Source organism: bacterium (assembly GCA_022616075.1).
Taxonomy (GTDB): domain Bacteria; phylum Acidobacteriota; class HRBIN11; order JAKEFK01; family JAKEFK01; genus JAKEFK01.
Genome location: JAKEFK010000402.1, coordinates 1 through 24,658 on the forward strand (window position 1 = coordinate 1; position 24,658 = coordinate 24,658).

The following is a 24,658-nucleotide window of genomic DNA, read 5'->3' on the forward strand; positions in this document are numbered from 1 at the left end:
CGCGTTTAGAAGTGAAAGCGGATGGCACAAATTTGGCACAAATGGCGCAGGTGAGAAAAAGAAACCCAGCCCTACTAATCACTTACGCCTGGGAGTGCGAAGAAATGCCGAAGGGGAGACTCGAACTCCCATGCCTCGCGGCGCCACCCCCTCAAGATGGTGTGTCTACCAATTCCACCACTTCGGCGAAAGTCGTCTTCGCGTGGACGCGTCGATGCGTTTGCGCGTCGGGCTGCTGCCAAGCAAAGTTAATATACAAGGTCGAGGTTCAAAGTTCAAGATTCAAAACGGGTGCATTCGATGTAACAAAAAAGCGCTCACATCACTTCTTTCTCTTGCTCTCCCACTCCTTTTCTGTCCAGCCGAGAGACTCAAAGAGTTCTCTGCGTTCCTTTGATAACTCTTTCCAGCCTTTACCTTGCTCCAATTCGGGAGGTCGCCCGAAAAATCCAGGATTATCAGGACTCAAAGCGCGTTCAACTTGCTCTTTATTTCCCGTCTTCAAGCCGACTTCAAGCTCAACCTCGACTTTTGCACCCCCTATTTTCACCCCACCTTTCACTGAGCCGGACATTGTGCCTTTTTTGGGATCAGCGGAAGCGCCGGCCGACGTATTGGAACCCACAGGAACTGAAACTTTCACCCCGTCATCATCTACTTTAATCTCTTTTTCTTTTATCTTGATTTCACCGCCTTCGGAATCCATTTTGATTCCTGATTTGCCATCTTTTGTTTGGGCGCTGACACCGACTTTTGCATCTTTATCACCCCCTTCCGCGGTTATTGGCCCCGCTTTCACTTTGACTTTCGTTTTGAGTTCACCTTTCTCATCCTTGCCGGCTTCAACAGTGACCGGTCCCGCGGATACAGAGCCTTTTCCTTCAGTGGTTACTTTCCCGTAATCCGTCACTTTTGCGCTGGCTTCCAGGGATTCTTTCTTACCACCTTTACTTTCTTTTTCGACCGTTAGAGTTCCTTTGAGCCACGTTGTCCCCGGTCGTTGAATGCCTGTCTCATCTTGAATTCGATGAGCGATGGCTTCATATGCGCGATTGCTTCGGTCGCCTAATCTGGAATTCCAATCCTTATTGAACTTGTGATAGTCAGGATGCCCTGCGCCTACACCTGTATCCAGTTCGCTGACTTGTATCTTCTTAGCCGGCGGTCCCATCGCGCGAACATCCGCGATGGTCGGCGCATCCTTCACAGCCTTCGTATAGCGATCGATATAATCGTTGTATTGACGATCGTATTTTTTCAACGAATCCATTGTGTGACCGTGTATGGCGCCCCGAACTGCAGCGGGTAAGCTGGGATCATTCTTATAAAGAGCGGGAGAAGAAGGTGGATTTAATGGGCCGGCGTTGACCTCCCGCTGCACACCTGGTTGAATGTAGCCTTTGCGAGAAGCCTGAGCGAGAAACTGGTCGCGCTCAGCGCTGCTCAGGGAACCTATGAACTTGTTTAACAGACCGTCCTTCTGCATTTTATCCAGGGTCGCACGGTACTCTTGCGGAGATAATCCTTCTAACACGATATGAATTTTGCTGAATCTGTCTTGTCCGGGAAATCCAACCGCGTCAAGCAAGACGTTCTTTTTGATGAATTCGTAGCGGTTTTGAGGAGCAACAGCTTTCGTTTGTGGAGGCGCATCACTGGAAAACTGAGCCATACGAGCTTGCCCTTCCAGTTTTACCTCGGCAGCTTTTGAGGCAGCACCCGCATTAGGAGAGGCTTGATTGGAAATCACCGCCGTGACGTTTTGTGATCTAACAGAATCAGTTCTCGTTCGGAGAATTCCCAACAATTCTTTTTGCGAAGCCCCTGAAAGTTTGTCATGGAATAATCGCGAAAGCGGATCATTCCCTTTGTTTGTTTCCAATCGTGCCAAAAGCTCCCTTGCCTCCCGTGGCGATAGCAATTCAAAAGCGTGTCTCAAATTCTCGCGCCGTGTCTGAAGCCCCTCTTTATCGTTAGCGCTAAGCCGTAACGATAGGTTTTTCTCAATCGCCTGCGTGTAAGCTTGCTCTTGCGGAATTGTTTGCGGCACCGCGGGACCTGTTACGTTTCCCAGATTGCGCATGAAACACCTCCAATCCAAATAATCAATTGGAAGATAATCGTCTTTATCATTTTGAGGATCGCTAAAAAGTTTTATCGCCGCATAGATCTTTTGATCTATGTTTTCATAACAGGAATTTAATAGAATAACGCTTATGGACAGAAGCTTCCGCATTCAGGTCATGATAGTAGACGACCATCAGGTGGTACGCCTGGGGTTAAGGTCTATAGTCGACAGACAACCTGATATGAAAGTGATTGCGGAAGCCTCCAGTGGGACAGAGGCCATTGAAATGTTTCGAAAACATAGACCCGATGTGACGCTGATGGATTTGCGCATGAAAGGAATGACCGGAACGGAGGCTGCGAACGGTATCTGCCGCGATTTTCCCCATGCGAAAATCATTGTTTTTTCCAATTACAGCGGAGATGAAGACATCTACCGCGCACTGCAGGCCGGAGCGCGAGGCTACATTTTGAAGGAGATGCTCAGTGAAGAGGTGTTACAGGCTATCAGACAGGTTCAATTGGGCAGAAAATACATCCCGGCTGCTGTGTCCGAAAAACTGGCAGAAAGAATCTATCACTCCGAGCTCACCCACCGTGAACATGAAATTCTTGAATTGATTGTTAAAGGTAAAACGAACAAAGAGATTGCCTCGGTCCTCGACATCAGCGAAAGTACCGTGAAGGTTCACGTAAACAGTATTCTGGGCAAGCTGGGTGTATCGGATCGAACGGAAGCAGCAACAATGGCACTGCAACGAGGCATCGTTTATCTGGAATGAATCATGTCATTCGTTTTCTTCATTCGTTGATGAGTGAATCTCTCTGACCGCTACCTTCGGCCATACGCCGGTATCCAGGGTGGCCTCCTTTTCTTGCGGCGGCTCTTCCGGACCCAATGTAACGAAAATGACATCGCTCTCTTTGCTTCCATTCTGGAGGTGAGGATTTGCTTTCAACAGAGCCTCGGTAGTTGTTTTGTATAATCTGGCAATCATCTCCAGATCTACTTTTTTCGTAATTCGAACTGCTTTGCGCCGAATGACTTCTTTCTTCATTTCCACTGGTGTTCCTCTCATCTGTAAAAATACCTTCTGGAAAACAACCGGACATCGAACGAAAGATCTGTTTCGAAATAGATATATTGGTGTAAACGGATAGAATGGATAGGAGGATAAAAAGTCGGCTTTTCTCCATTTTTTGTAAAATAGGGTTGATGTCCCGCGTGTTCTCCGCCCTATGTCTTGGATTACTTTTGAGCAACTGCGCGCTGGCGCTGGACCCGCACAGATCCATCACTCAATACATCGTTGAAAGCTGGCATCAGGAGGATGGGCTGCCGCAAAATCATATAACCAGGATTGTCCAAACTAAGGATGGTTACCTTTGGATTGGAACACTCGAAGGTCTCGCCAGATTTGACGGAATACGTTTTACGATTTTTGAGAAGCGAAATACTCTACAGATCAAGCATAATCTGATCTGGGAACTGCTTGCTGCAAGCGACGGAAGCCTCTGGATCGGTACTTTTGGCGGAGGAGTAACACGTTATAAGGACGGAATATTTCAGCACTTCGGCGCAGAAGACGGATTATCGGACAACATCATCATCGCACTCTATGAGGACCGTCATAAAAATATTTGGATCGGTACAAGAGATGGCGGATTAAACCTCTTCCGCAACGGCAGGTTCACCTCCTACACTATGAAAGCAGGGTTGCCCCATTCTACGGTGGACGACATCATTTTGGACCGAAACGATCATTTGTGGTTCGGCACCGATCGAGGCTTATGCCGGTTGACGCAAGGCAGAATCAAAATTTATACAACAAAGGACGGCCTCCCGCACAACACAGTCGTGGCCTTGTTGGAAGACAGAGCCGGAAGAATCTGGATTGGAACCGACGGCGGCGGTGTAGCCATTCTTTCCAATGGATCCTTTCACACGTATTCGACGGAAAATGGACTTACTAATAATTTCGTAGAATGGATCTCTGAAGATCCTCAGGGGAAAATTTGGATCACGACCAAAAGCGGATTGAACAGTTTTTCCAACGGTAAGATCAAGACTTACACGGAAGCCAACGGTCTTTCAGGACCGGCTGCTGATCTCCTGCATGTGGATCGACAGGGAAATATTTGGGTTGCTACAAACGGTGGCCTTCACCGCTTCAATGAACGAGGATTGAGTGCTTTGCCTTCGGATCACATCCTTTCCCGAAATGCAATTCATTCGATGATGGAGGATCGCGAAGGGAACCTTTGGATCGGAACCGGTCTTGGCCTCTACAGGCTTAAAGACGGTAAGGTGATCACCTACACAACAGCCGAAGGACTTCCCAGCGATGCTGTCGGCGCACTTTTTGAAGATCAGCAAGGTAATCTGTGGATTGGCAGTAACCGTGGAGGTTTGACTGTTTCAAGAAATGGAGTTTTTCAGCCGGCATATGCCTGGGTGAAGGAACTAAAGCAGAAGAGTCATCATTGCATATATAAAGATAGGCAAAACAATTTGTGGATCGGCACAGACAGTGGCCTGATTCGCTTGACTCAATCGCGAGTTCAGACCTTTACAGTACAGAATGGTCTTCCGGGTGATGTGATTCGTGCTGTAACACAAGATAGTACCGGAAACATTTGGATTGGCACAGGGGCGGGCATCGCTTCTTTTAAGGATGACAGAATCACCACATATACCGATGCTCTGGCGAACCCGGTCGTGCGTTTCATCCATGAAGATCGCACCAAAAAGCTTTGGATCGGAACCGATGGCGGGCTCCATCTCTTTCAGAATGGCAAATTTACGTTACAACACGCACTGTCGAATCCCGTTTTGCGGGGAATCTATGAAGATGCTCAAGGATCTTTGTGGATGGGAACCATTGGTGGAGGTGTCAATGTTTTGAAGGAAGGGCGTTTTACTGCTTTCACAGTCAAAGAAGGACTGTTTGACGATACTGTTTTTCAGGTCCTGGAGGATATCCGTGGAAACTTCTGGATGAGCTGCAACAAGGGAATTTTCTCGGCCCCGAAAAAGGAATTCGAAAGCCGGTTCAAGGGCAGCTTCGAAGATATTCATTCTACCCTGTATGCAAAGGCGGAAGGGATGCGCAGCACGGAATCGATGGCGTCGGTTTTTCCCTCCGCAATCAAAACCCGCGACGGCAAATTGTGGTTCTCCACCACAGGGGGTCTGGTCATGATCCAACCGGAAACAATTCAGTTCAACAAAACCCCTCCAACGGTTATCATTGAGCAATTGATTGTCGATTCGGTATCAACTCGAATCAATCAAAATCTATCGATCCCTTCAGGCAAGGATAAGTTTGAATTCCACTACACCGCGCTAAGCCTGGTAGCACCAGAAAAGAACAAGTTCCGCTATATTTTAGAAGGTTTTGACAACGCATGGATAGAGGCAGGAACCAGACGGACGGCTTATTACACAAACATCCCGCCCGGTCAATACACTTTTCGTGTAACGGCAAGCAATAACGACGGATTGTGGAACATAAGTGGGGCTTCTATTTCCTTCTATTTGCAGCCACATTTTTATGAAACTATCTGGTTCTATTTTCTTTGCTTTATGTCCGCTGTGGCTCTGTTCATTGCGATACATCGTTTGCGCATCCGGCATATTCGATCAAAACTATTTGCCGTTCTGGAAGAACGTGGAAGGATCTCGCGCGACTTTCATGATACCGTGGCGCAAGACCTCACCGCGATTTCCCTGCATTTAAAGACGGTATCCGAGACCATTCCGATGGATCCGGAAATCGCAAAGAAGCATGTAGATATTGCTCGAAACATCGCGCGAGACAGTCAAAGTGAGGCCCGTCGTTTTCTGCAGAATCTCCGACCAGAACCGCCGGATTCTAATTTCGGGAATTCCATGCAACAGCTGTTGCAACAATTAACCGCCGGGTTGCCGATTCAAACGGATCTTTCGGTCAAAGGCTCCACCTCCGGGATTTCTCCTGTTGTGTTGGAACAGATTTTGAAAATTACTCGGGAAGCTGTCAATAATGCGATTAAACATTCTGGCGCTCATTGCATTGAGGTTCATGCTTTGCTGGAGTCTCCTGTTGTGCAAGTTAAAATAATCGATGATGGTCGAGGTTTCGATGTCGATTCGCAATCACAGGTCGATTGGCAACACTATGGCTTCAACAGTATGCAGGAACGGGCGGCGCAATGCGGAGGCAGGATTCAGATTCATTCACGTCCCGGCCACGGCACGGAAGTGCTTTTTACAGTTGATAAGATTTACTGATTATTTTCCTGCGTCCGTTCCGATATTTGGAATGCTGTCGCAATCCTCCGCCTCAAGCAATCGAATGCCCAAAAAAAGACCAAAGCGAAAAGAATTGATTTCATTGCTTCCTCCAGTTAATTGTTATTCTCAAAGTCGATCCGCGCCGACCCTCAGCGGTCAGTTCCCATAAGAAACTAATTTTCATATCAGAACGTAACATATATATAGGAGGCAAAGGAAAGAAGCCTTTGAATATCGCAAATGGTTAACAGAAATCCAACAAACGATTGGATAAACAGAATTACGTACTGTACGCGTTGCGGAAGTACGATCTTCTGGGATGATTTTTCGAGACCGCAAATGCTACAGCTTGGGAACAAAAATCTAACCACCTGCATGGAGAAAGGGTGCAATCTCCTGTTCATGAAAGTTCCTTCCCGGTGTTGCGAGAGGGAAGAGCTTGATCTGGTTCGACTCGGATTGCAGGATCTCGGTATTTCTGAAGAAGATGCGAGAACCGTCGCGTTGAGACTGGGCAAAAGCGCAGCAGCGGCGTAAAAAGCAGGCTGGAAGCCTTCGCCTGCGGTCCGTACTTGACAGGGCGCTCAAATAGTTCTAATATCCAATTGTTCGGATTCCGAAATATTGGAGAATAAGTATATGGCGCCCATGGGGAAAAAAGAAAAGGAGATGATGGACCATCTTGAATCGATCGTCCACCGTTACGTATTCACGCAGCAACATCCGGGAATGGATTTGTGCAGGAAACCGGAGATCACGTTGATTGAAACTCTTGGCAGATACGGATCGATGATCATGAGTGAGCTTGCCGATCACGCGCGTCTTTCTTTGAGCACCGCTACCGGGCTCATTGACGCCCTGGTGGCGAAAGGGCTTGTAAAAAGGGAACGTTCGGAGGAAGATCGCCGTATTGTGCGCGTTGAATTAACAGCCACCGGACGAGAGAATTACGGTCAGGCTCTAGAGGTTCGTCTGGGAATGGTTCGAGGTATGCTTGGCGCGCTGAATAAAGACGAACAGGAACTCTTGGTCAGCTTATTCCGAAAGATCGCTGACAGGATCCAGAGGGAAAGAAAAGCAACCGTCGCATAAATCTTCTTGCTCCGCTACAAGGCGGAGCTTTTTCTATGTACAAATACTTCGAAACACAAAATATTCTGGAACTAAAATATATCGACGTCGTAGTTAATGAGATGAGGATCAACGGTGTTTAAGGCAATGATCACTTTTATTTTTAGTGCTCTCTTCCTGTTTGTGGCTGTTTCGCTGGTTGTCGGGTATTCACTTTCAACTCCACGCTATTCCGGCGCAAAATCAGATCATTTTAACGGAAAGAGATTTTTCAACATGAGAGGGAAAGAGCAAAAAGGCTTTGGAAAATGGATGCTGCAACGCGAGCAAGGAGAATGGAGCAATACAGCGAATGCGCCGGTTGGAGAAAAGCCAGCGGCGCGGGTGCACGAAGGAATCCGGATCACATTTGTCAATCACTCGACCTTCTTAATACAGGCAGATGGGTTGAATATTCTTACGGATCCGATCTGGTCCGAGCGTTCGAGTCCATTTTCCTGGGCAGGGCCGAAACGCGTGCGGCAACCGGGCATTCGTTTCGAAGATCTCCCTGAAATTGATACAGTTCTATTAAGTCACAATCATTATGACCATCTCGATCTTCCGACTTTAAAGAAATTATTTCAAGAATTTGAGCCGGTAATAATTGCCCCGCTAGGTATAAATGCATTTTTAGAGGAGAAGGGCATTCCGAGTGCGAGTGAAGCAGACTGGTGGGATGAAATGCCATTGAATAGTAATGTCACACTGGCGATAGTTCCGGCTCAACATTTTTCAGGGCGTGGGCTTTTCGACCGGAACGCGACACTGTGGGGCGGATACATCTTGAAAACGAAGACCGGCAATCTTTATTTCGCCGGAGATACGGGATATGACCAGAACATTTTTCAAGAAATCGGAAAACGTTATGCTCCTTTGCGAGCGGCGTTACTTCCGATCGGAGCTTATAAGCCCCTGTGGTTCATGTCGCCGGTTCACATTTCACCGGAAGAAGCAGTGAATGTCCATTTAGATTTGAAGTCGGAAATCAGCATCGCCATGCATTATGGAACTTTTCCGCTGGGTGATGATGGCCAGAACGAACCCGTGAATGATCTAAAGCAGTCGATGAGACGCTATGACATTGGGCAGGATGAGTTTCTGATCTTAAAGGAAGGATCGTCTTACGAGATAGCAAGAAAGGTCGAAACTGAAGGAATAGTAACAGTAGCATAGGATTTTGAGCTCCACAGATTGCGGGGCTTTTTTTATTTGTTAATACTTCGGTAACAGAAATATTTCACGAGTGAAATATATGAAAAGCAAAATAGTTATACATTCTGTCGATTTTGGGCTGTCCCCTTCGACTTATATGTGTGGAACGAGCAGATTTTCTCCCCCTTATGAAGGGGGAGACTAAGAGGGGGTTGGTTCGGATTTCCAACCTCCCCTGACCCCTCCTTCATAAGGAGGGGAATTATTAGCGGAACGAGTTTTTGGAGACTCGAAGGAGTAATGGCAATGACATCGAAATTTTATCGGATTTTAATCCCTCTTGCGGCTCTTGCCCTGGCGGTTGATCTGCTGGGTTGCGGCGATAAGCAGGCTCAATCGTTCGAACGGCCGCCAGCCCCTGTAACTGTTGATGAAGCGGTATCGAAGGATGTGCCGGTTTATCTCGATGCTGTGGGAACCAGCGTTGCGCGCGAAATGGTGTCAATTCAGCCTCAGGTTTCCGGGCGGATCACACAAATCCATTTTGTGGATGGCGCTTATGTAAGACGGGGAGCGCCGCTTTTCACGATTGATCCCCGACCGTATCAGGCGGAAGTGCATGTCGCCGAGGCAATGATTGCTGAAAAGGAGGCCGCTCTGGAATTCGCGAAAATTGAATTCGAGCGCGTGGCGAATCTGATCGAAACGAAAGCCATTTCGCAGCAGGACTACGACACAAGAAAGAATGCGGTTCAAGTAGCGGAAGCTCAGCTCAAACATAGCCGCGCGCAGCTGGAGACAGCGCGCATCAACCTCGATTACTGTTTCATCCGTTCCCCCATTGAAGGACGCGCGGGGCAGCGGCTGGTGGATCTTGGAAATATCGTGGATGCAAATGAGGAACAACCGCTGCTGACGATTCAGCGAATGGATCCGATCTACGCTGATTTCACGATTCCGGAAAACGACCTTAGCGCCGTACAGAACAACATGAAGAGCGGAACGTTGAAGGTTGAAGCACGCTTACCGGAATCAACAGAAAACGCAAGGGAAGGCTCGCTTACTTTTCTTGACAATGCCGTGCAGAACGGAACCGGGACAGTGAAACTGCGTGCAACGATTCCCAACACTGATCATCGTTTCTGGCCGGGACGATTCGTGAATGTCAGGCTCATACTGAGCACGAAGCAGGACGCAGTCGTCATTCCGGCAACTGCGCCGCAAATGTCCGCCAAGGGCACTTTCGTTTACGTCATAAAACAGGATTCAACCGCAGAACTTCGCCCCGTCACGCTTGGTCAAAGACAGGATGACCAGGTGGTGATCGCAGAAGGCCTCCAATCAGGAGAGCGCGTGGTCGTCAGCGGACAACTGGGAGTCACCCCAGGCGGAAAAGTGCGAATCGATCAGTCGCCGGCTCCAATGGCGGAGGTTCGCAAGTCAGGAGCCGAGTCATGAACTTCTCAGAACCTTTTATCCGCAGACCTGTAATGACGGTCGTTTTGACCGCATCCATAATACTTTTCGGAATACTAAGCTTCCTGCGGTTACCGGTAAACGATCTGCCGGCGGTGGATTATCCGGTCATCGAAGTGCAGGCATTTTATCCGGGCGCGAGTCCGGACACCGTTGCAAATAATATTGCAACGCCGCTGGAACGGCAGTTCATGCAAATCAACGGATTGGAGATGGTGACATCGCGAAGCACTCAGGGAAGCGTGAGCATGACGCTTCAGTTCAAGCTGGATAAAAGCATTGATGCGGCCGCGACCGATGTGCAAACGGCGATTTCACAGGCTAGCGGAAATCTTCCGGTAGATTTGCCCTCTCCGCCAACGTTCTCAAAGTCGAATCCGAATGATCAGCCCATCCTTTATATAGCGCTCACCAGCGATTCTGTCACTTCCGGTCAGCTTTATGATTACGCAAGCACGCAGGTTGGCCAACGAATCAGCATCGTGAGTGGCGTGAGCCAGGTAAATGTTTTCGGCACAAAGTCGGCGATTCGCATTAAAGCGGATCCATCGGCAATGTGGGCCCGCGGTATTTCGATTGATGATCTCTCCAATGCCATTCGAAACAGCACAAGCTACACGGGCGCCGGGCAGTTTGATGGCAGTACAGGCACCGCTTTGCTCCGTCCCAAAGGGCAATTGGAAGAAGCGAACGCCTATCGCGACTTGATTATCAGCAATAAAAATGGCGCGCCGGTCTATTTGCGCGATGTAGCGACAGTGGAAGACTCGGTCCAGGATGAGCGGGTCAACATGCGATTCTGGGTGCGCGGTTATCCTGTGCCTTCAGCGACAGTTGTCATCGCAGTTTTCAGGCAGGCCGGTTCAAACGCTGTTGAAGTTGCGAATAGCGTGAAGGAAATGCTCCCAATGATCGGTGCCGAACTTCCCGGTTCCGTTCGAATCACGCCGATTTATGACCGATCGCGCACGATTGTAAATTCGGTCAGTGACGTTGAAGAAACTCTGTTAATCGCATTCGTTCTCGTTGTGATTGTCATTTTTCTGTTCCTTGGCCGCGCTACGGATACTTTGATTCCTGCTGTGGCGCTTCCGCTTTCCTTGCTGATCACTTTTATTGCAATGAGGTTGCTGGATTACAGCCTGGACAATCTCTCACTGATGGCTCTGACACTGGCAATTGGATTTCTTGTGGATGATGCAATCGTCTTTCTGGAAAACACTGTGCGTCGAATGGAGCGTGGCGAAGGCGTCATGCAGGCAACGCTGAACAGCGCGCGCGAAATCAGCTTCACGATTGTGGCGATGACGATCTCGCTCGCGGCCGTGTTCTTCCCGCTCGTATTCATGTCGGGACTGGTCGGCCGAATTTTTCGGGAGTTTGCAGTCACCATCGTGATTGCAATTTTTGCCTCAGGTCTTGTTTCGCTGACTCTAACTCCGCTCATGTGCGCAAGATTACTCAAGCAGCGCGGTCACGGTTTCAAACAAACCTGGATGGAACGGGTCATCGGCGGATTGGAAAAGCGATGGTTAGCGGTTTACAGCAGAACGCTCTGGTTCTTCCTTCGCCAGCGCTGGGTTTCTGCCCTTATCTGGGTTGTTTGTCTTGCCGGCACCATCTGGCTTTTCATGCTCGTACCAAAAGCATTTCTACCGGTGGGTGACAGCAACGTTGTATTCGGCGTTTTCATGGGACGAGAAGGATCCTCACCCAAACAGATGCAGGAAATCCAGGACAAAGTCGATCAGGTTTTACACAACGATCCGAATGTATTAATGGACTTCACAATGACCGGAGCGACCGGCTTCCTTGCATCGAATCAAGGGATCACGTTCACTTTTCTCAAACCACCGGATCAGCGCGCGCCGATTCAAGTTGCGGCTGCTGAGATGATGGGAAAAATGAGCGGCATTCCGGGTGTGTTTGCATTTCTTCGACCCTTCCCGGTTCTGGAGATCAGCACGGGCGCTGTGAATCAGAATCAGGGCCAGTACGCTTTTTCCGTATCCGGCGTGAACACGGATCAGGTTTACGATGTCGCAAACAAACTCATGGGAAAACTCGGCTCGTATCCTGGATTCCTCACGCTTTCCTCTGACTATTTTCACAACACGCCGAATCTCGACATCGACATCAGACGGGACCAGGCCAAAATGTACGGGGTATCGGAAGCGCGAATTCTTGAATTGCTCCGGAATGCGTACTCCCAGAATTATCTCTACTTGATAAAGAAACCGGACGATCAATATCAAGTCATTCTGGAAGTCAAAGATTCCGCGCGCTCCCATGCGGAAGATCTATCACTTCTTTATATCAAATCAGATGACGGACAGAATCAGGTCCCGCTCAACACGCTTGTTACCTGGAAGAGTTCGCTGGGTCCGCAATCGGTAAATCACCTGAACCAGTTCACAAGCGTGACAATGTTTTTTAATCTCAAACCGGGAGTTGCGCTTGGCGAAGCAACTGAATTCATCAACAAAGCCGTAGCGGAAACCGTGCCGCCCGGAGTGAGAGCAAGTTTGCAGGGTGAAGCGCTGACTTTCCAGGACACCGTGCGAAACCTCACGATCCTGATGATCCTTGCGGTTTTCGTCATGTACGTGATTCTGGCGATTCTTTATGAAAGCTATCTGCACCCGATCACAGTTCTATCCAGTTTGCCTGTTGCGCTGGTGGGAGGCTTATTAACACTCGTTCTCTTTGGAGAGCAGGCCACTCTCTACGCGTATGTTGGCATGTTCATGCTGATGGGCATTGTCAAAAAGAACGGAATCATGATCGTTGATTTCGCGCGCCATCGTGTGGCGGGCGGTCAGGCAGCCGATCAAGCGATCCATGATGCGAGTATCGACCGCTTTCGGCCGATCATCATGACAACTCTTGCAGCAATCATAGGAGCAGTTCCCATCGCGTTAGGTTACGGCGCTGATGGAGCTTCGCGACAGCCCCTCGGGCTAGTCATTGTGGGCGGACTGATCGTATCGCAGTTCATCACCCTCTACATTACTCCTGCGATTTATCTCTATCTCGAAGATTTTCAAGAGAAGGTGTTGGATCGTTTCTCTTTCTTCCGGTCAGGTCACGCGAAACCAACTGCTCCTGATGAAATCGGCGAACTCGAACTGGAAAAGGAACCGGTATGAACAGAAGAATACTGAATATTTGTGGCGCGGGCCTCCTCGCTTTGATTCTAGTAGGATGCACGGTCGGTCCAAATTATAAATCTGTAAAGACGAAGGTTCCTGAAAATTTCGCAAATTCCAAATCACCGGCTCATCCAGGTGAGTTCGCAAAGTGGTGGACCACATTGCAGGACCCAACGCTGGATTCACTTGTTGAACGCGCCGTTCACAGCAATCCGGATCTCCGCTTTGCAGAGGCGCGTTTACGCGAGGCGCGTGCTCAACGTGGAGTCGTAAAAGCAGATCTGCTTCCAACAGTGAATGTATCCGGCTCTTACCAGAGAAGTCGCGCAAGCAAAAACATCGGCACACAGCAGGGCTCATCCCAGTCTACTAATGCTGTAGAAGGCGATCTGTATCAAGCGGGTTTTGATGCTTCCTGGGAGATCGATGTTTTCGGTGGTATCCGCCGCGAAATCGAAGCGGCAGATGCGGATCTGGCCGCTGAAATCGAGAACAGGCGGAACGTTCTCGTGACGCTTCTCGCAGAAGTTGCGCGGAACTACGTTGAGCTCCGAACATCGCAACGACAAGTCACAATTGCTCAGGCAAATTTGAAAGCTCAGCAGGAGACTCTGGAACTCACCAGGGTCAGGTTCAACGCCGGACTGGTCAGCGATCTGGATGTGGCGCGGGCGGAAGCGCAAGTCCAGACTACTGCATCGCAAATTCCGGTGCTTGAGATTTCGGCCCGGCAGTCGATCCACTTGCTCAGCGTGCTTTTGGGTCAGGAACCAAATGCGCTCATTCAAGAGCTCACACCGGAAACAGCAATTCCGGCTTCACCTTCGGATGTGCCTGTCGGACTGCCATCGGAACTTCTGAGGAGACGGCCCGACATTCGCCGCGCGGAACGGCAAGTTGCCGCCTCAACAGCGCGAATCGGTGTAGCCACAGCAGATTTGTTTCCAAAGTTCTCGCTTACCGGCGCACTCGGATTCGGCAGCTCGAAGTTCAGCAGTCTTGGAAGCTCAGGCAGCAGATTCTGGTCGATTATTCCTGGAGTCAGTTTGCCGATCTTTAACTTTGGCAGGATCCGCAGCAACATCGCTGTGCAAAACGCCCGCGAAGAACAGGCGTTTGTAATTTATGAGCAAACAGTCCTTACAAGCTTGCGAGAAGTGGAAGATGCTCTGGTTGCTTTTTCAGAGGATCAGAACCGCCACCAGACTTTGTCCGGTGCTGTGGATGCAAACCGGCGAGCTGTCGATTTGGCGAATCAGCTGTACAAACAAGGCCTGACCGACTTCCTGAGCGTCTTACAAGCTCAGCGTGATTTGTTCGCGTCAGAAGATGCGCTTGTCCAGAGCAATCGGAACGTGACGTCGGATTATGTCGCAATTTATAAGGCCCTTGGTGGCGGCTGGGAAATCGAATCTGCCGTTCAGCCTGTTCCTGTGAAGGGCAAGTCCGGCGAACGCACACTAGATGTAACGTCACGCCAGGGAGTGCAGGCTTCCAGCCTGCATAAATAAAGGAGAGAAGATGAGGAAAACAAATTTTGCAACGAGAGATAAATCACTGGATAGAGCGATGCGTCTTTATTTGAAAGAAATCTCAAAGATTCCTTTGCTCTCTGTTGAAGAGGAGAAGGAGCTTGGTTATCGCGCCCAGGCAGGTGATAAGGATGCCCTGCAGAAGCTGATTGAGTCTAATCTTCGTTTTGTAATCAAGATTGCAAAGAAGTACCGGCCTTCCGGACTCTCTTTGCTCGATTTAGTCAATGAGGGCAACGTCGGATTGATCGAGGCCGCGCGGCGGTTTGATCCGGACCGCGGAGTGCGTTTTACCTCCTATGCGGTCTGGTGGATCCGGCAGGCGATTCTTCATTATCTTTCGCGTGCGACTCGCGCGTTTCGCGTTTCACCCAAAGCGGCAAATGTTTTGTATCGTGTTGCAAAAGTTTTGTCCAAGAACAAAGCGGATCAATTGGAATTGCCCGATCGTGAAACTCTTGCTCGTGAGGTTGGCGTATCGTTAGCTGAGTTGAATGCGTCTCTGGAAGCCGATGCGGGAACGTACTCTCTGGATCAACCGATCGACCCTGCGGGAGATCTTATTCTTGGAGAGGCCATGGAGCAAACGACTATTTCTTCCGCGGAAGAAGATGCTATGGCTGTTCTGTTGAGGGAACGTTTGGATCAGTCTCTTGATATTTTGAATGGAATGGAAAGAGAGGTCGTGAGATATCGTTTTGGTCTAGATGACGATGATCCGCAGACATTAAAAGAAATCGGTGAAAAGTTTAATCTTTCCAGAGAACGGATTCGCCAGATCGAGGCACAGGCGCTCAAAAAACTACGTGAATCTCTTCGCGATAGCTCCATGTCGAGTTATATCAACTAAGGAAAGAAAATAGAAAATCGGATCATTTGGGGCCGGACTGATGGAGAGCGACTTCTGTGCGGACTGCAACACATTTTTGAATTCCTTTACTTTCAGAATTCAACCGATTTACTGAGAGAATGATACTCCTTCGGCAGAAGTCGATTGATTTGGATCGCTTTTTCAATCTTTGCGCGCGCAAGAGCCTTTGCTGCATCGCGCTTTTCAGGATCGCGTTCGCTTCTTGATTGCAACAAATGCAGAGCTGCTTCTGTGGCGATAGCTTCGGCCGCTTGAGGATCCATCGAAAGAGCTTTCTTTGCAGGCTCGAGCCCCTTCAAAATTTCCTTTTCGGGACTGACTCCTCGCAGCAAATTCCATTCGGCCTTCCAGCGGTGCACCTGTGCAATTCCAAGAAAAACCAGCATATCCCTGGGCGGCAGCTTCTCCGCTTTATCCGCACGGTTGAACCTTGCCCTTCAGGTGAGACATCTCCGAGCGCGTCTTTGTTTAATCTCAGTAGCACTCCGCTTGGCCTCACCTGGGGCGAATTTCAAATGGTTTCGGCCGACTCGCGTGTCAGTGTCGCAAGGATGGAACCCGAGACGCCATGCGTCAATCTGTGATTATCCAGAAAGCGCCGTTAGGCTAAGTTGGTAGTAGCGAATTCATTCGCTATAGGTTAATAGCGACTAAAGTGGCTACTACAAACCCAGCATGACTCCGAAAGCTTTTAACCCGCGGGTTCGGAAACTTTTTGAACAACCTCACCAGTTTTTTTCTTGTCTCCTGTCAGGGCAATGTCAGCTTGTGAGACGATTCCACAACATTTGCCGAAAGAATCAACAACCACAATCCTGCGAATTTTCTTTTTTTCCATTAACTCCACGCATTCGTTAAGACCTGCGTCTTCATGGATCGTCACGCAATCCGAAGTCATACAATCCTGAACAGCCAGCTCTAGCGGATTTTTCCCCTGGGCCAGTGTTCTGCATGTAATGTCGCGGTCCGTTATTGTACCGACCGGTGTTCCCGAGCCACTGCCATCAAGGACAGGGATACAGCCGCAGTCGTGTTGAACCATCATTTTCGCAACTTCCTGTAATGGTGTTTGTGGTGTGCAGCATGTCGGATTTTTTGTCATTATGTGTCTTACTGGTTCGCTCATACGTACCTCCTTTAACGCGAAACGTAAGCTCTCTTGAATTCTAATGAGCTTTTACTAAAGTTTCCAACTGGTATATCTGAACTGAAGAAGCACCTAGTTCACGTTGCAGAATCCGCACAATATTGTATGGCCGCTTCACAGACGGTCACTTGTATCGCTTCTGACTCGCGACTCGTGTGTTCGTCGAGAAAACGGCTTCTTTGCATTCAATTCTTCAAAGGCACAGATATTGCCATAAGGTTAGTGACGAATGGAGGATGGAATGCGTAAATCACTGATCTCTTTCTATTTTGTTTTCTTGTTGTCTGTGCTGCTCGGTTCTTCAACAGCCGATACTGTGATCACTTCAGATACGTCTTTGAGCGGCAGTGTGACGGATCTACCCGTTGTAATTGCGGCGAACAATATCACACTTGATTGCAATGGTAATGTTCTCGATGGTGATGGTACAGAACCTGGAGTGGTGATCCAGAATCACACAGGAGTGATCGTCACGGAATGTTTTGTTTTCAATGTAGCGGATGGCTTCGATATTGATTCTTCGCGTAACCTCGTGTTATCGCAAAATATTGTCGGCAGCGCCAGTGGTGATGCTTTCGATCTGAACCAGGTCCAATTCAGCTCCATTATTGAAAATGAAGTAGGTCCGAACGGAGCGGGATTCCGGTTGAATAAATCACATTCCAATTCTTTCATAGGAAATGGAATCGAGTTGAGTGGTGAGGAAGGTTTCCGAATGCTGATGAGCGCCGGCGCAGGCTAAAGCCTGCTTTTTTCCGATGCCGACTGAAGTCGCGACTCCGCGCGAAACGGCCGCTTGAGATATTGATTTGCCAGATCGCGCGAACCCTGAATATTCGGCTGTTTGAGGACATATTGATACTCAATGGATGCGTCCGAGTTCTTTCCCATGGCATTCAAACATTGCCCGGATCGAAGATGACTTATCGTGATCAATCCAATGGGTGTGTTTTCCATGACTCTTCGCGCCGCCTGGTACCGTTCATAAGCCTTTTGCCACGAACCCATGGAAAATAGAATTTCGGCATAATCGAACTGAATGAAATCGAGCATGTAGTCGCGCGCTTTTTCCTCTTTCAAAAGAGACTCGTGAATCGCGATGCTATCGTGGAACTTTCCAAGCTTTGTCAGCATAGTTGCAGATTCAAAGCGGAAGACCGGATTCGTGGGGTATTTTTCCGAAAGTTTTCGCAGGAGTTTGAGCGAATCCTCGGGCCGTTTCTCGCGATCGTAGAGCACAGCAAGAACGATTGCCGCTTCATCCCGGGCAAGTTTTCCGTGATCCAACGTTTTTTCGAGCTGTTTTAGTCCCTCTTCCTTAGAACCCCGCACTCCGCCAAGAATCAGCAAAATTTTCATGGCACGAGGAAGTTTCCCCACAACGTAGTTGTACAGGCCAATGCTCATGTAAGCATCTGCAAAATTCGGATGAGTCTTCAAAAGGCTCTTGTGCACCGCAACGGCTTCTTTTCCATGCATCAAAGAAGAAAGGAAAGCGCGCTTCACCGTGCTTTCATATCCGGCGATCGCTCCGTGCGCCGTGCCGGCATAATACAGTCCTGCAAGATCGTTTTTATCGGAACGAATACGCATTTCAGCACGAACCATTCCTTTCTCGATTGTGCGATAAAACAACTTTTCAACAGCAACATCCGTCTTGTCTTCTTTCTGACGAAAAAAAGCATTCCCGCGATTGTAAAGTTGCGTTTGTAAACGCCGCAACCCCGAAAGGTGCTCCAGCCAAATCGCCGATGCAAGATAGACATATCCGGCCGGATGTTTTGGATCCAACTGGATCATCCTCTCAAATTGTTCCTTTCCTTTCTGGTAATCCATCTGATAAATGGCGGCGAACCCTTGCATGCCTTGAGCCTCGAGTTCGGGAGAAAGTAACGCGGTCTCGGCAGCAGAGATGCGTGCAAAAAGGAAAACAAAACTAAAGAGAAGAAAGAATTTCAGCGGCGTGCGAATCGGGATCAACATGCGGATAAACTTTTATAATCATCCCCTCTTCATCAATTATATAGGTAATGCGATTGGCATAATACGCGTTTTGAAACGCGCAGGCGCCGTACGCCATGCAGACGGTCCGGTTCAAATCCGACAGTAAAGGATAAGGCAGATTCATTTCCTCCTTAAATCGCTTGTTGTCCTGAGGTGTGTCCGTGCTGATCCCGAATAAAACCGCGTTTCTAGCCGTGAAATCTTCGATCCCATCCCGGAATCTTGTCGCTTCCACTGTTCAGCCGGGTGTGTTGGCCCTAAGAAAGAACCAGAGCACAACTTTTTTACCCAGGTAATCTTTCAACCGGTGCCGCTTGCCTTGGTCATCGGATAAATCAAAGTCGGGGGCAGCCTCTTTCTCTCTGAGAAGAGAGGCTTTTGGGTGGAAGAATGCCCGTAGTTTATGGATCAAGAAGCCTGCCCCTATCCTCAGTATTCGCATGCCCGATATTATATCCGTTGATTCCCCTCCCTCATAAAGGGAGGGGTAGGGGAGGGTTGTCTTTTGAAATCCAACCCCCATCTTACCTCCCCTTCATAAGGGGGAGAAACAGCCACCACTGTTATGATTCGCTACAAAAATGTTCGCAGTTTGGAAAACTCTTGTATAATGTTCTGTCGTGGTGACTCTTGACGCTCGATGACTTGCTGAAGTTCATGGTCACGCAGAAGGCCTCCGATCTGCACCTGAAACCAATGAGGCCGCCATTGCTGCGTTTGGAAGAACGTCTCCTTCCTGTTAAGTCGGCGCCTTTGTCTCCTCAAGACATTGAAAAACTGATACTGGCGACTTTAACCCCCAAACAAAAGGCTCATCTCGATAAAAGGCTTTATGTAGATTTCGGGTATAGCCTTGCGGGTATTTCCCGGTTCCGCGCGACGGTATTTTATCAACGCGGCACGATTAGCGCCGTTTTCCGCCGAATTCCATTTGATTTTCCCTCCCTGGATGATTGGGGGTTGCCTCATGTTCTGTACCAGTTCTGTTATTTGCCCCAGGGTCTGATTCTGGTAACCGGGCCGACCGGTTCCGGAAAATCTTCGACTCTGGCCGCAATGATTCTTGAAATCAGCAATCATCGACCGGTACACGTTGTGACAATTGAGGATCCAATTGAGTTCTTATTCAGAGATGGCATGGCTGCGATTACTCAGCGGGAAGTTGGTGAAGATGCACACTCGTTTGCTCAGGCGCTGAAGAACACGTTGCGCCAGGATCCGGATGTCATCATGATCGGTGAAATGCGCGATCCGGAAACAATCATGACAGCAATGACTGCGGCTGAGACCGGACACCTTGTGCTCAGCACGCTGCACACCAACAGCGCCGCGCAGACAATCGATCGAATTATCGATAGCTTCCCGGAAGGGCAGCACCGGCAGATTCGCATTCAGCTGTCGCAGGTTTTGAAGGCGACCATTTCGTTAAAACTGGTCCCTCGTTGCGATCAGACAGGTTTGATCGCTGCGGTGGAAATTCTTCGCGAGAACCCGAAAGTCCAGAAGTGCATCCTGGAAGGGACGATTCCTGAAATTGATGAAGAAGTAGAGAAATCGGTTGCTTATTACAAGATGCAATCCATGAATCAATCTCTGATTTCTCTTGTCCTGAACAATGCCATCCGAAAAGAAACGGCGTTGGCCGCTTCCACCAACCCCGGAGAGCTGGACATGGAGCTCCGAAAATTTCTCTATCAGGTGGAACACGGCACTCAAGAAGAAGGCATGGAAGACTGGACGCTTACGGGCGAAAAACAGGGAGGAGATATGGCAGAACCCCTATCAGACTTTTCGAAAATTGTAGAATTGCAGGAAATCAAGAAATTATATGATGAAGCTCGCGATCGTCATGGCAGAGAACTCGCTGAAAAAGATGAAACCATTCAGCATCTGGAAGAGGATTTGAAAATCAAGAGTGACGAAATTGCAAATCTTTCGAATCAAGTTCAATCCGTCAATCAGGATCGGGAAAAACTCAAGCAGCAGGTTGCTTTTACGAAAAACGAACTCGAAGGGAAAATTGCGCGTCTACAGGAAAGAATCCAGCAGCTGACGGCAGCTCCGGCTGTTCAAGCGGCAGAAAAAGGCAAAACGAGCGGATTCTTCCGAAAATAAACTCCACTCCGTAGCCAATTCAGGCGGGAAGGAGACAAGAATGTCGACCCCTTCCTACCTCATTTTAATTTTGTTCCTTTTCATCGCGCAGGTTTCATGCGCCTATACTGTCGTTCTGAATTCCGGTAAAAAGGTTGAAGGAACACTCATCAGCGAGCAAGAGTCTACACTCGTTATGAAGGATTCGCAGGGTGTACTGATCAGCTTGAAGAAGAGCCTGGTTGATCTGAAAGCCACCTCCGCAGCGAATCAGCAGAAAGCAGCCCCGGTGATTTCGCCGGAGCGAGAATCAAAAAGAATACAACCTTCGATAGTGGAGATCGCTTTAGAAACAAAAAGCAAAAGAACCGGTAAAAGCAAAACGGTTACAGCTTCGGATATTGAAAATGCTCCGGAAATTTCCATCCTGGGACTGGAAGTTCAGGAAAACTCTCGAACTGCAAAAACAAAAGTTCCCGGTCCGTCAGAAAGGGATTGGGAACGCCGCCTGCTGGCATTGAAAAGGGAAGTGAACCGCTTGAGGGAGAAACAAATCTCCGCTGAATCTAACTGCGAACAATCAAAGGAAAAACAGTTCGCGTTGCGCACGACTCCCGGCCGGAAACCGGTCGATCTGATGTCTACGTATAGAGAGAGTTCTCAGTGCCGGAAGTTCGCAGAAATTGTAAGCCAGTTGCGCGAAGCTGAGACAAGACTCGAACAAGAGCGTGAAGAGGCCAGGCGCGCAGGTGTTTCCTGGCAGACGCTGGAATGAGTACAATAAGAGGCCGTGGTCCGTTACCGGAATAGAAAACTGTTTGTTGAAGACCTCGCGGTCGAACGTATCGCAGAGTCCGTCGGAACTCCGGCGTACGTTTACAGCAAAAAACAGTTGCTCGCCGGTTATGGCGCCTATCGTAAAGCCTTTCGCGGGATTCCTCACCTGATCTGTTACGCGCTGAAAGCAAATTCGAATTTAGCTTTCTTAAAGCTTTTAGCGCGGCAGGGGAGTGGTGCGGATATTGTTTCCGGCGGAGAACTGTACCGCGCATTAAAAGCCGGATTTCCACCGGAAAGGATTGTTTTTGCAGGTGTCGGAAAAACTACAGAAGAAATTGAAGCAGCTTTGCGCAAGAAGATCCTCGCCATTCATGTTGAGTCCAAGCAGGAACTCTATCTGATTGATTCGATAGCGGGCAGGCTCGGGCGTATGGCTCCTATAAGTTTACGAATTAATCCCGACATCGATCCGCGGACGCATCCTTACATATCCACGGGTCTGAGAAAGCATAAATTCGGAATTCCGATTAGAGACGCCTTTGCTCTCTATTCCCGCGCTCGACAAATGGGCAATCTTAGAATAGAAGGAATGCACATTCATCTCGGATCACAAATCAGCGAGGTGAAGCCCTTTGAGGATGCAGCGCGGAAATCGCTCGACCTGATCGATCAATTGCAAAATCAGGGAATTCAAATGAATCATCTTGATATCGGAGGAGGATTAGGAGTCGCCTACGAAAAAGCCGAATCGGAAGGGGATCCATCCAAACTGGCTTCCGTGCTCAGGCCTCTGCTGACAGGAAGGAAAATCCAATTGATTCTTGAACCTGGAAGATCGATCGTTGCGCCGGCGGGTCTGCTGTTAACAAAAGTATTGTACACCAAGGAAAACGATCGAAAACGTTTTTTGATTGTCGATGCCGGCATGAACGATTTCATCCGTCCCACGCTTTACGATGCATATCACACCATTCTTCCAGCGATTCGAGCAAAACGCGAGAGTTCTTCCTTCGATGTGGTTGGGCCTGTTTGTGAAAGCGGGGACTTTTTTGCGAAAGACCGCATTTTGCAGGAGAGTGTTCCGGGAGAATTGCTGGCTATTCTTCACGCCGGCGCCTATGGATTTTCAATGAGCTCCAACTACAACAGTCGCAGGAGACCTCCGGAAGTTCTTGTGGATGGTTCCAGGTTCTACATTATTCGCAGAAGAGAGTCGTATCAGGATTTGGTCAGACAAGAATTGTAACTGAACGGAGCGTAACATCTTGCCTGCATTACGGAGCGCAGGCTGAGCTTGTTGAATAATTCAGGATTTGGTTCTTCTAGTGGGAGCGCGGGCATCTCTGCCCGCAAAAACTTGTCGAGCGATCAGGTTTTTGCGGACTGGAACTCCGCGCTCCAACTGATTATTCAACAACCTCGGCTTCCAGCCTGTTCTGCTTGTAGTACAATGAATTCTGTTAACAGGTGACAATATGCCTGCTCCGTATCCGCCCGATGAAGAAAACCGGATTGCTTCGTTAAAGTCACTGGAGATTCTGGACACTCCTCCTGAGGAACGATTTGACCGCATTACGCGCGTGACCGCGGAACTCTTCGGTGTTCCCATCGCTGTAATCTCACTGGTCGACTCCAACAGGCAATGGTTTAAATCCTGTCAGGGTTTAGACATTCCGGAAACACCACGCGACATTTCTTTTTGTGCGCATGCCATTCTCGGCAACGATATTTTTTATGTTCCGGACACACAAAGCGATCCACGTTTTGCGGAAAGCCCCATCGTAACGGAGCAGAACATTCGTTTTTATGCAGGCATTCCTCTCGCAGGACCCGGGGAATATATGATTGGCACGCTATGCATCATGGATCGTTATCCCCGCGAGTTGACTGAAGGGGACAAGCAGCTTCTCAGGGACCTGGGTTCGTGGGCTCATGCTGAGATCACTGCGCTCCACCTGTTGCGGGATGAAGTGGCCACAACCAGAATTCAATTAAAAGAAACCGAAGAAGTATTCTTCAAATTCCTCAATGGCCTACCCGTAGGCGTTTTTGTTCTGGATGCTCAAGGAAAACCTTTCTACGCGAACCGGACCGCAGAGCAAATTTTGGGACAAGGCGTCAACTCCGAGTCGGGTCCCGAAAATCTTGCTGATCAATACCATGTTTTTATTGAGGGAACCGATCATGAGTATCCGGCTCACAAGATGCCGATCGTGCGAGCGTTGCAAGGCCTGAGTACTGAAGCAGAAGATATGGAAATCCATCGCCCTGATGGAACCATGTCCGTCCAGGTCTGGGCCACTCCGATTTACAACCCGCATGGCGAGATTACGCATGCGATTGCCGCTTTTCAGGACATCACGAGCAGGAAGAGAAGCGAGAAAAGACTTGCAACGCAGCATGGTGTAACTCTCGTTCTTTCGGAAGCCCGGACACAGGCTGAGGCCGTTCCCAAGATCTTGCAGGCCGTTTGCGAAAGCATGAACTGGGCGGTCGGCGCTTTATGGAGAGTCGATGTAATTGGCGGACTGCTGCGTTGTGTCGAGTTCTGGCATCAGCCCGGCCAGCAATTTCCCTTTTTTGAAGGGCTCAGCCGGAAACTTGGTATGTCACCTGGAATCGGACTTCCCGGGAGGGTTTGGACCACAGGTGAACCTGCCTGGATTCCCAATATTGTGGAAGATCCTAATTTTCCACGAACACCCGCTGCTCTCAAAGATGGTCTTCATGCCGCTTTTGCCTTTCCCGTCCGCTTTCAAAATGAAGTAATCGGAGTGATTGAATTCTTCAGTAAACAGATTCAGGAACCGGATAGGGAGCTACTTTCGATGTTGACTTCTCTCGGAATGCAAATCGGCCAATTCATCGGACGGAAGCAAATTGAAGAGCTGCTGGAAGACGCCCGCGAACGCTATCGCCGCCTTACTGAAAAACAAGCCTGAGAGTTATTGCAGATTGCACACTGTATATTGCAAATTGCGACACGGACCGGTT

20 protein-coding genes and 1 tRNA gene are annotated in these 24,658 nt (G+C 49.0%); 14 read left to right on the plus strand and 7 right to left on the minus strand.

The window, feature by feature from the left end:
- Positions 1 to 105: 105 nt before the first annotated feature.
- Both L0156_30575 and L0156_30580 read right to left on the minus strand, forming a co-directional pair.
- Positions 106 to 187: transfer RNA gene (locus L0156_30575), tRNA-Leu, on the minus strand.
- A gap of 135 nt (positions 188 to 322) precedes the next feature.
- Positions 323 to 2,083, minus strand: coding sequence for a hypothetical protein (locus L0156_30580; GenBank protein ID MCI0607346.1), 1,761 nt, complete (start codon positions 2,081 to 2,083; stop codon positions 323 to 325).
- A gap of 133 nt (positions 2,084 to 2,216) precedes the next feature.
- Between L0156_30580 and L0156_30585 the strand changes: the two genes are divergently transcribed.
- A complete protein-coding gene (locus tag L0156_30585; GenBank protein MCI0607347.1) occupies positions 2,217 to 2,849 on the plus strand; it encodes a response regulator transcription factor in 633 nt (210 codons plus the stop codon).
- A gap of 6 nt (positions 2,850 to 2,855) precedes the next feature.
- Here the strand turns inward: L0156_30585 and L0156_30590 are convergent, their stop codons facing one another.
- Positions 2,856 to 3,146, minus strand: a complete 291-nt coding sequence (locus tag L0156_30590; protein MCI0607348.1) for a hypothetical protein — start codon at positions 3,144 to 3,146, stop codon at positions 2,856 to 2,858.
- 137 nt (positions 3,147 to 3,283) lie between these two features.
- Between L0156_30590 and L0156_30595 the strand changes: the two genes are divergently transcribed.
- The 8 genes from L0156_30595 to L0156_30630 all read left to right on the plus strand — a co-directional run bounded on the left by L0156_30595 (position 3,284) and on the right by L0156_30630 (position 15,618).
- Positions 3,284 to 6,340 carry a histidine kinase gene (locus L0156_30595; protein MCI0607349.1) on the plus strand — a complete coding sequence of 1,019 codons (3,057 nt, stop codon included), beginning with the start codon at positions 3,284 to 3,286 and terminating at the stop codon, positions 6,338 to 6,340.
- A 342-nt stretch (positions 6,341 to 6,682) separates the two neighbouring features.
- Positions 6,683 to 6,880, plus strand: coding sequence for a hypothetical protein (locus tag L0156_30600; protein MCI0607350.1), 198 nt, complete (start codon positions 6,683 to 6,685; stop codon positions 6,878 to 6,880).
- A 111-nt stretch (positions 6,881 to 6,991) separates the two neighbouring features.
- Positions 6,992 to 7,435: a MarR family transcriptional regulator gene (locus tag L0156_30605; GenBank protein MCI0607351.1), complete on the plus strand. Its 444-nt coding sequence runs from the start codon at positions 6,992 to 6,994 to the stop codon at positions 7,433 to 7,435.
- Positions 7,436 to 7,549: 114 nt separating this feature from the next.
- Entirely contained in the window at positions 7,550 to 8,629 is a 1,080-nt protein-coding gene (locus tag L0156_30610; GenBank protein MCI0607352.1) for an MBL fold metallo-hydrolase, read from the plus strand.
- Between the two features lie 285 nt (positions 8,630 to 8,914).
- A complete protein-coding gene (locus L0156_30615) occupies positions 8,915 to 10,066 on the plus strand; it encodes an efflux RND transporter periplasmic adaptor subunit (protein ID MCI0607353.1) in 1,152 nt (383 codons plus the stop codon).
- Complete coding sequence (locus L0156_30620) at positions 10,063 to 13,233, plus strand: efflux RND transporter permease subunit (protein ID MCI0607354.1); 3,171 nt, start codon at positions 10,063 to 10,065, stop codon at positions 13,231 to 13,233. Before L0156_30615 ends, L0156_30620 begins: the two co-directional genes overlap by 4 nt.
- Complete coding sequence (locus tag L0156_30625; protein MCI0607355.1) at positions 13,230 to 14,747, plus strand: efflux transporter outer membrane subunit; 1,518 nt, start codon at positions 13,230 to 13,232, stop codon at positions 14,745 to 14,747. The genes L0156_30620 and L0156_30625 overlap by 4 nt, the downstream gene beginning before the upstream one ends.
- A 10-nt stretch (positions 14,748 to 14,757) precedes the next feature.
- The gene (locus L0156_30630; GenBank protein ID MCI0607356.1) at positions 14,758 to 15,618 is read left to right on the plus strand and encodes an RNA polymerase sigma factor RpoD/SigA; all 861 of its coding nucleotides are present in this window, start codon (positions 14,758 to 14,760) and stop codon (positions 15,616 to 15,618) included.
- A 92-nt stretch (positions 15,619 to 15,710) separates the two neighbouring features.
- Here the strand turns inward: L0156_30630 and L0156_30635 are convergent, their stop codons facing one another.
- Together L0156_30635 and L0156_30640 are read right to left on the minus strand one after the other, a co-directional pair.
- Positions 15,711 to 16,025, minus strand: coding sequence for a hypothetical protein (locus tag L0156_30635; GenBank protein ID MCI0607357.1), 315 nt, complete (start codon positions 16,023 to 16,025; stop codon positions 15,711 to 15,713).
- 305 nt (positions 16,026 to 16,330) lie between these two features.
- Complete coding sequence (locus L0156_30640; protein ID MCI0607358.1) at positions 16,331 to 16,765, minus strand: CBS domain-containing protein; 435 nt, start codon at positions 16,763 to 16,765, stop codon at positions 16,331 to 16,333.
- 262 nt (positions 16,766 to 17,027) lie between these two features.
- On the opposite strand from L0156_30640, the gene L0156_30645 reads away from it, so the two are divergent.
- A complete protein-coding gene (locus L0156_30645) occupies positions 17,028 to 17,528 on the plus strand; it encodes a right-handed parallel beta-helix repeat-containing protein (GenBank protein ID MCI0607359.1) in 501 nt (166 codons plus the stop codon).
- Here the strand turns inward: L0156_30645 and L0156_30650 are convergent.
- Positions 17,525 to 18,769: a DUF3808 domain-containing protein gene (locus tag L0156_30650; GenBank protein MCI0607360.1), complete on the minus strand. Its 1,245-nt coding sequence runs from the start codon at positions 18,767 to 18,769 to the stop codon at positions 17,525 to 17,527. The two genes, L0156_30645 and L0156_30650, sit on opposite strands and share 4 nt — an antisense overlap.
- Positions 18,723 to 19,232, minus strand: a complete 510-nt coding sequence (locus L0156_30655) for a peroxiredoxin (GenBank protein ID MCI0607361.1) — start codon at positions 19,230 to 19,232, stop codon at positions 18,723 to 18,725. The genes L0156_30650 and L0156_30655 overlap by 47 nt, the downstream gene beginning before the upstream one ends.
- A gap of 188 nt (positions 19,233 to 19,420) precedes the next feature.
- Between L0156_30655 and L0156_30660 the strand changes: the two genes are divergently transcribed.
- The 4 genes from L0156_30660 (at position 19,421) to L0156_30675 (ending at position 24,606) form a co-directional block, all read left to right on the plus strand.
- On the plus strand, positions 19,421 to 20,905 hold the full coding sequence (locus L0156_30660) for a PilT/PilU family type 4a pilus ATPase (GenBank protein ID MCI0607362.1): 1,485 nt from the start codon (positions 19,421 to 19,423) through the stop codon (positions 20,903 to 20,905).
- A 40-nt stretch (positions 20,906 to 20,945) separates the two neighbouring features.
- On the plus strand, positions 20,946 to 21,659 hold the full coding sequence (locus tag L0156_30665) for a hypothetical protein (protein ID MCI0607363.1): 714 nt from the start codon (positions 20,946 to 20,948) through the stop codon (positions 21,657 to 21,659).
- A 15-nt stretch (positions 21,660 to 21,674) separates the two neighbouring features.
- Positions 21,675 to 22,910 carry a diaminopimelate decarboxylase gene (gene lysA / locus L0156_30670; GenBank protein MCI0607364.1) on the plus strand — a complete coding sequence of 412 codons (1,236 nt, stop codon included), beginning with the start codon at positions 21,675 to 21,677 and terminating at the stop codon, positions 22,908 to 22,910.
- A 229-nt stretch (positions 22,911 to 23,139) separates the two neighbouring features.
- Positions 23,140 to 24,606 carry a GAF domain-containing protein gene (locus tag L0156_30675; GenBank protein MCI0607365.1) on the plus strand — a complete coding sequence of 489 codons (1,467 nt, stop codon included), beginning with the start codon at positions 23,140 to 23,142 and terminating at the stop codon, positions 24,604 to 24,606.
- Positions 24,607 to 24,658: the final 52 nt, after the last annotated feature.

Excerpts from the sequence above, each read along its gene's own strand:
- L0156_30650 (MCI0607360.1), bottom strand. The coding sequence starts at position 18,769 with ATGTTGATCCCGATTCGCACGCCGCTGAAATTCTTTCTTCTCTTTAGT.
- L0156_30590 (MCI0607348.1), bottom strand. The coding sequence starts at position 3,146 with ATGAGAGGAACACCAGTGGAAATGAAGAAAGAAGTCATTCGGCGCAAA.
- L0156_30635 (MCI0607357.1), bottom strand. The coding sequence starts at position 16,025 with ATGCTGGTTTTTCTTGGAATTGCACAGGTGCACCGCTGGAAGGCCGAA.
- L0156_30580 (MCI0607346.1), bottom strand. The coding sequence starts at position 2,083 with ATGCGCAATCTGGGAAACGTAACAGGTCCCGCGGTGCCGCAAACAATT.
- L0156_30675 (MCI0607365.1), top strand. The coding sequence starts at position 23,140 with ATGCCTGCTCCGTATCCGCCCGATGAAGAAAACCGGATTGCTTCGTTA.
- L0156_30600 (MCI0607350.1), top strand. The coding sequence starts at position 6,683 with ATGCTACAGCTTGGGAACAAAAATCTAACCACCTGCATGGAGAAAGGG.
- L0156_30665 (MCI0607363.1), top strand. The coding sequence starts at position 20,946 with ATGTCGACCCCTTCCTACCTCATTTTAATTTTGTTCCTTTTCATCGCG.
- L0156_30595 (MCI0607349.1), top strand. The coding sequence starts at position 3,284 with ATGTCCCGCGTGTTCTCCGCCCTATGTCTTGGATTACTTTTGAGCAAC.
- L0156_30620 (MCI0607354.1), top strand. The coding sequence starts at position 10,063 with ATGAACTTCTCAGAACCTTTTATCCGCAGACCTGTAATGACGGTCGTT.
- L0156_30630 (MCI0607356.1), top strand. The coding sequence starts at position 14,758 with ATGAGGAAAACAAATTTTGCAACGAGAGATAAATCACTGGATAGAGCG.
- L0156_30615 (MCI0607353.1), top strand. The coding sequence starts at position 8,915 with ATGACATCGAAATTTTATCGGATTTTAATCCCTCTTGCGGCTCTTGCC.
- L0156_30625 (MCI0607355.1), top strand. The coding sequence starts at position 13,230 with ATGAACAGAAGAATACTGAATATTTGTGGCGCGGGCCTCCTCGCTTTG.
- L0156_30645 (MCI0607359.1), top strand. The coding sequence starts at position 17,028 with ATGCGTAAATCACTGATCTCTTTCTATTTTGTTTTCTTGTTGTCTGTG.
- L0156_30640 (MCI0607358.1), bottom strand. The coding sequence starts at position 16,765 with ATGAGCGAACCAGTAAGACACATAATGACAAAAAATCCGACATGCTGC.
- L0156_30605 (MCI0607351.1), top strand. The coding sequence starts at position 6,992 with ATGGGGAAAAAAGAAAAGGAGATGATGGACCATCTTGAATCGATCGTC.
- L0156_30585 (MCI0607347.1), top strand. The coding sequence starts at position 2,217 with ATGGACAGAAGCTTCCGCATTCAGGTCATGATAGTAGACGACCATCAG.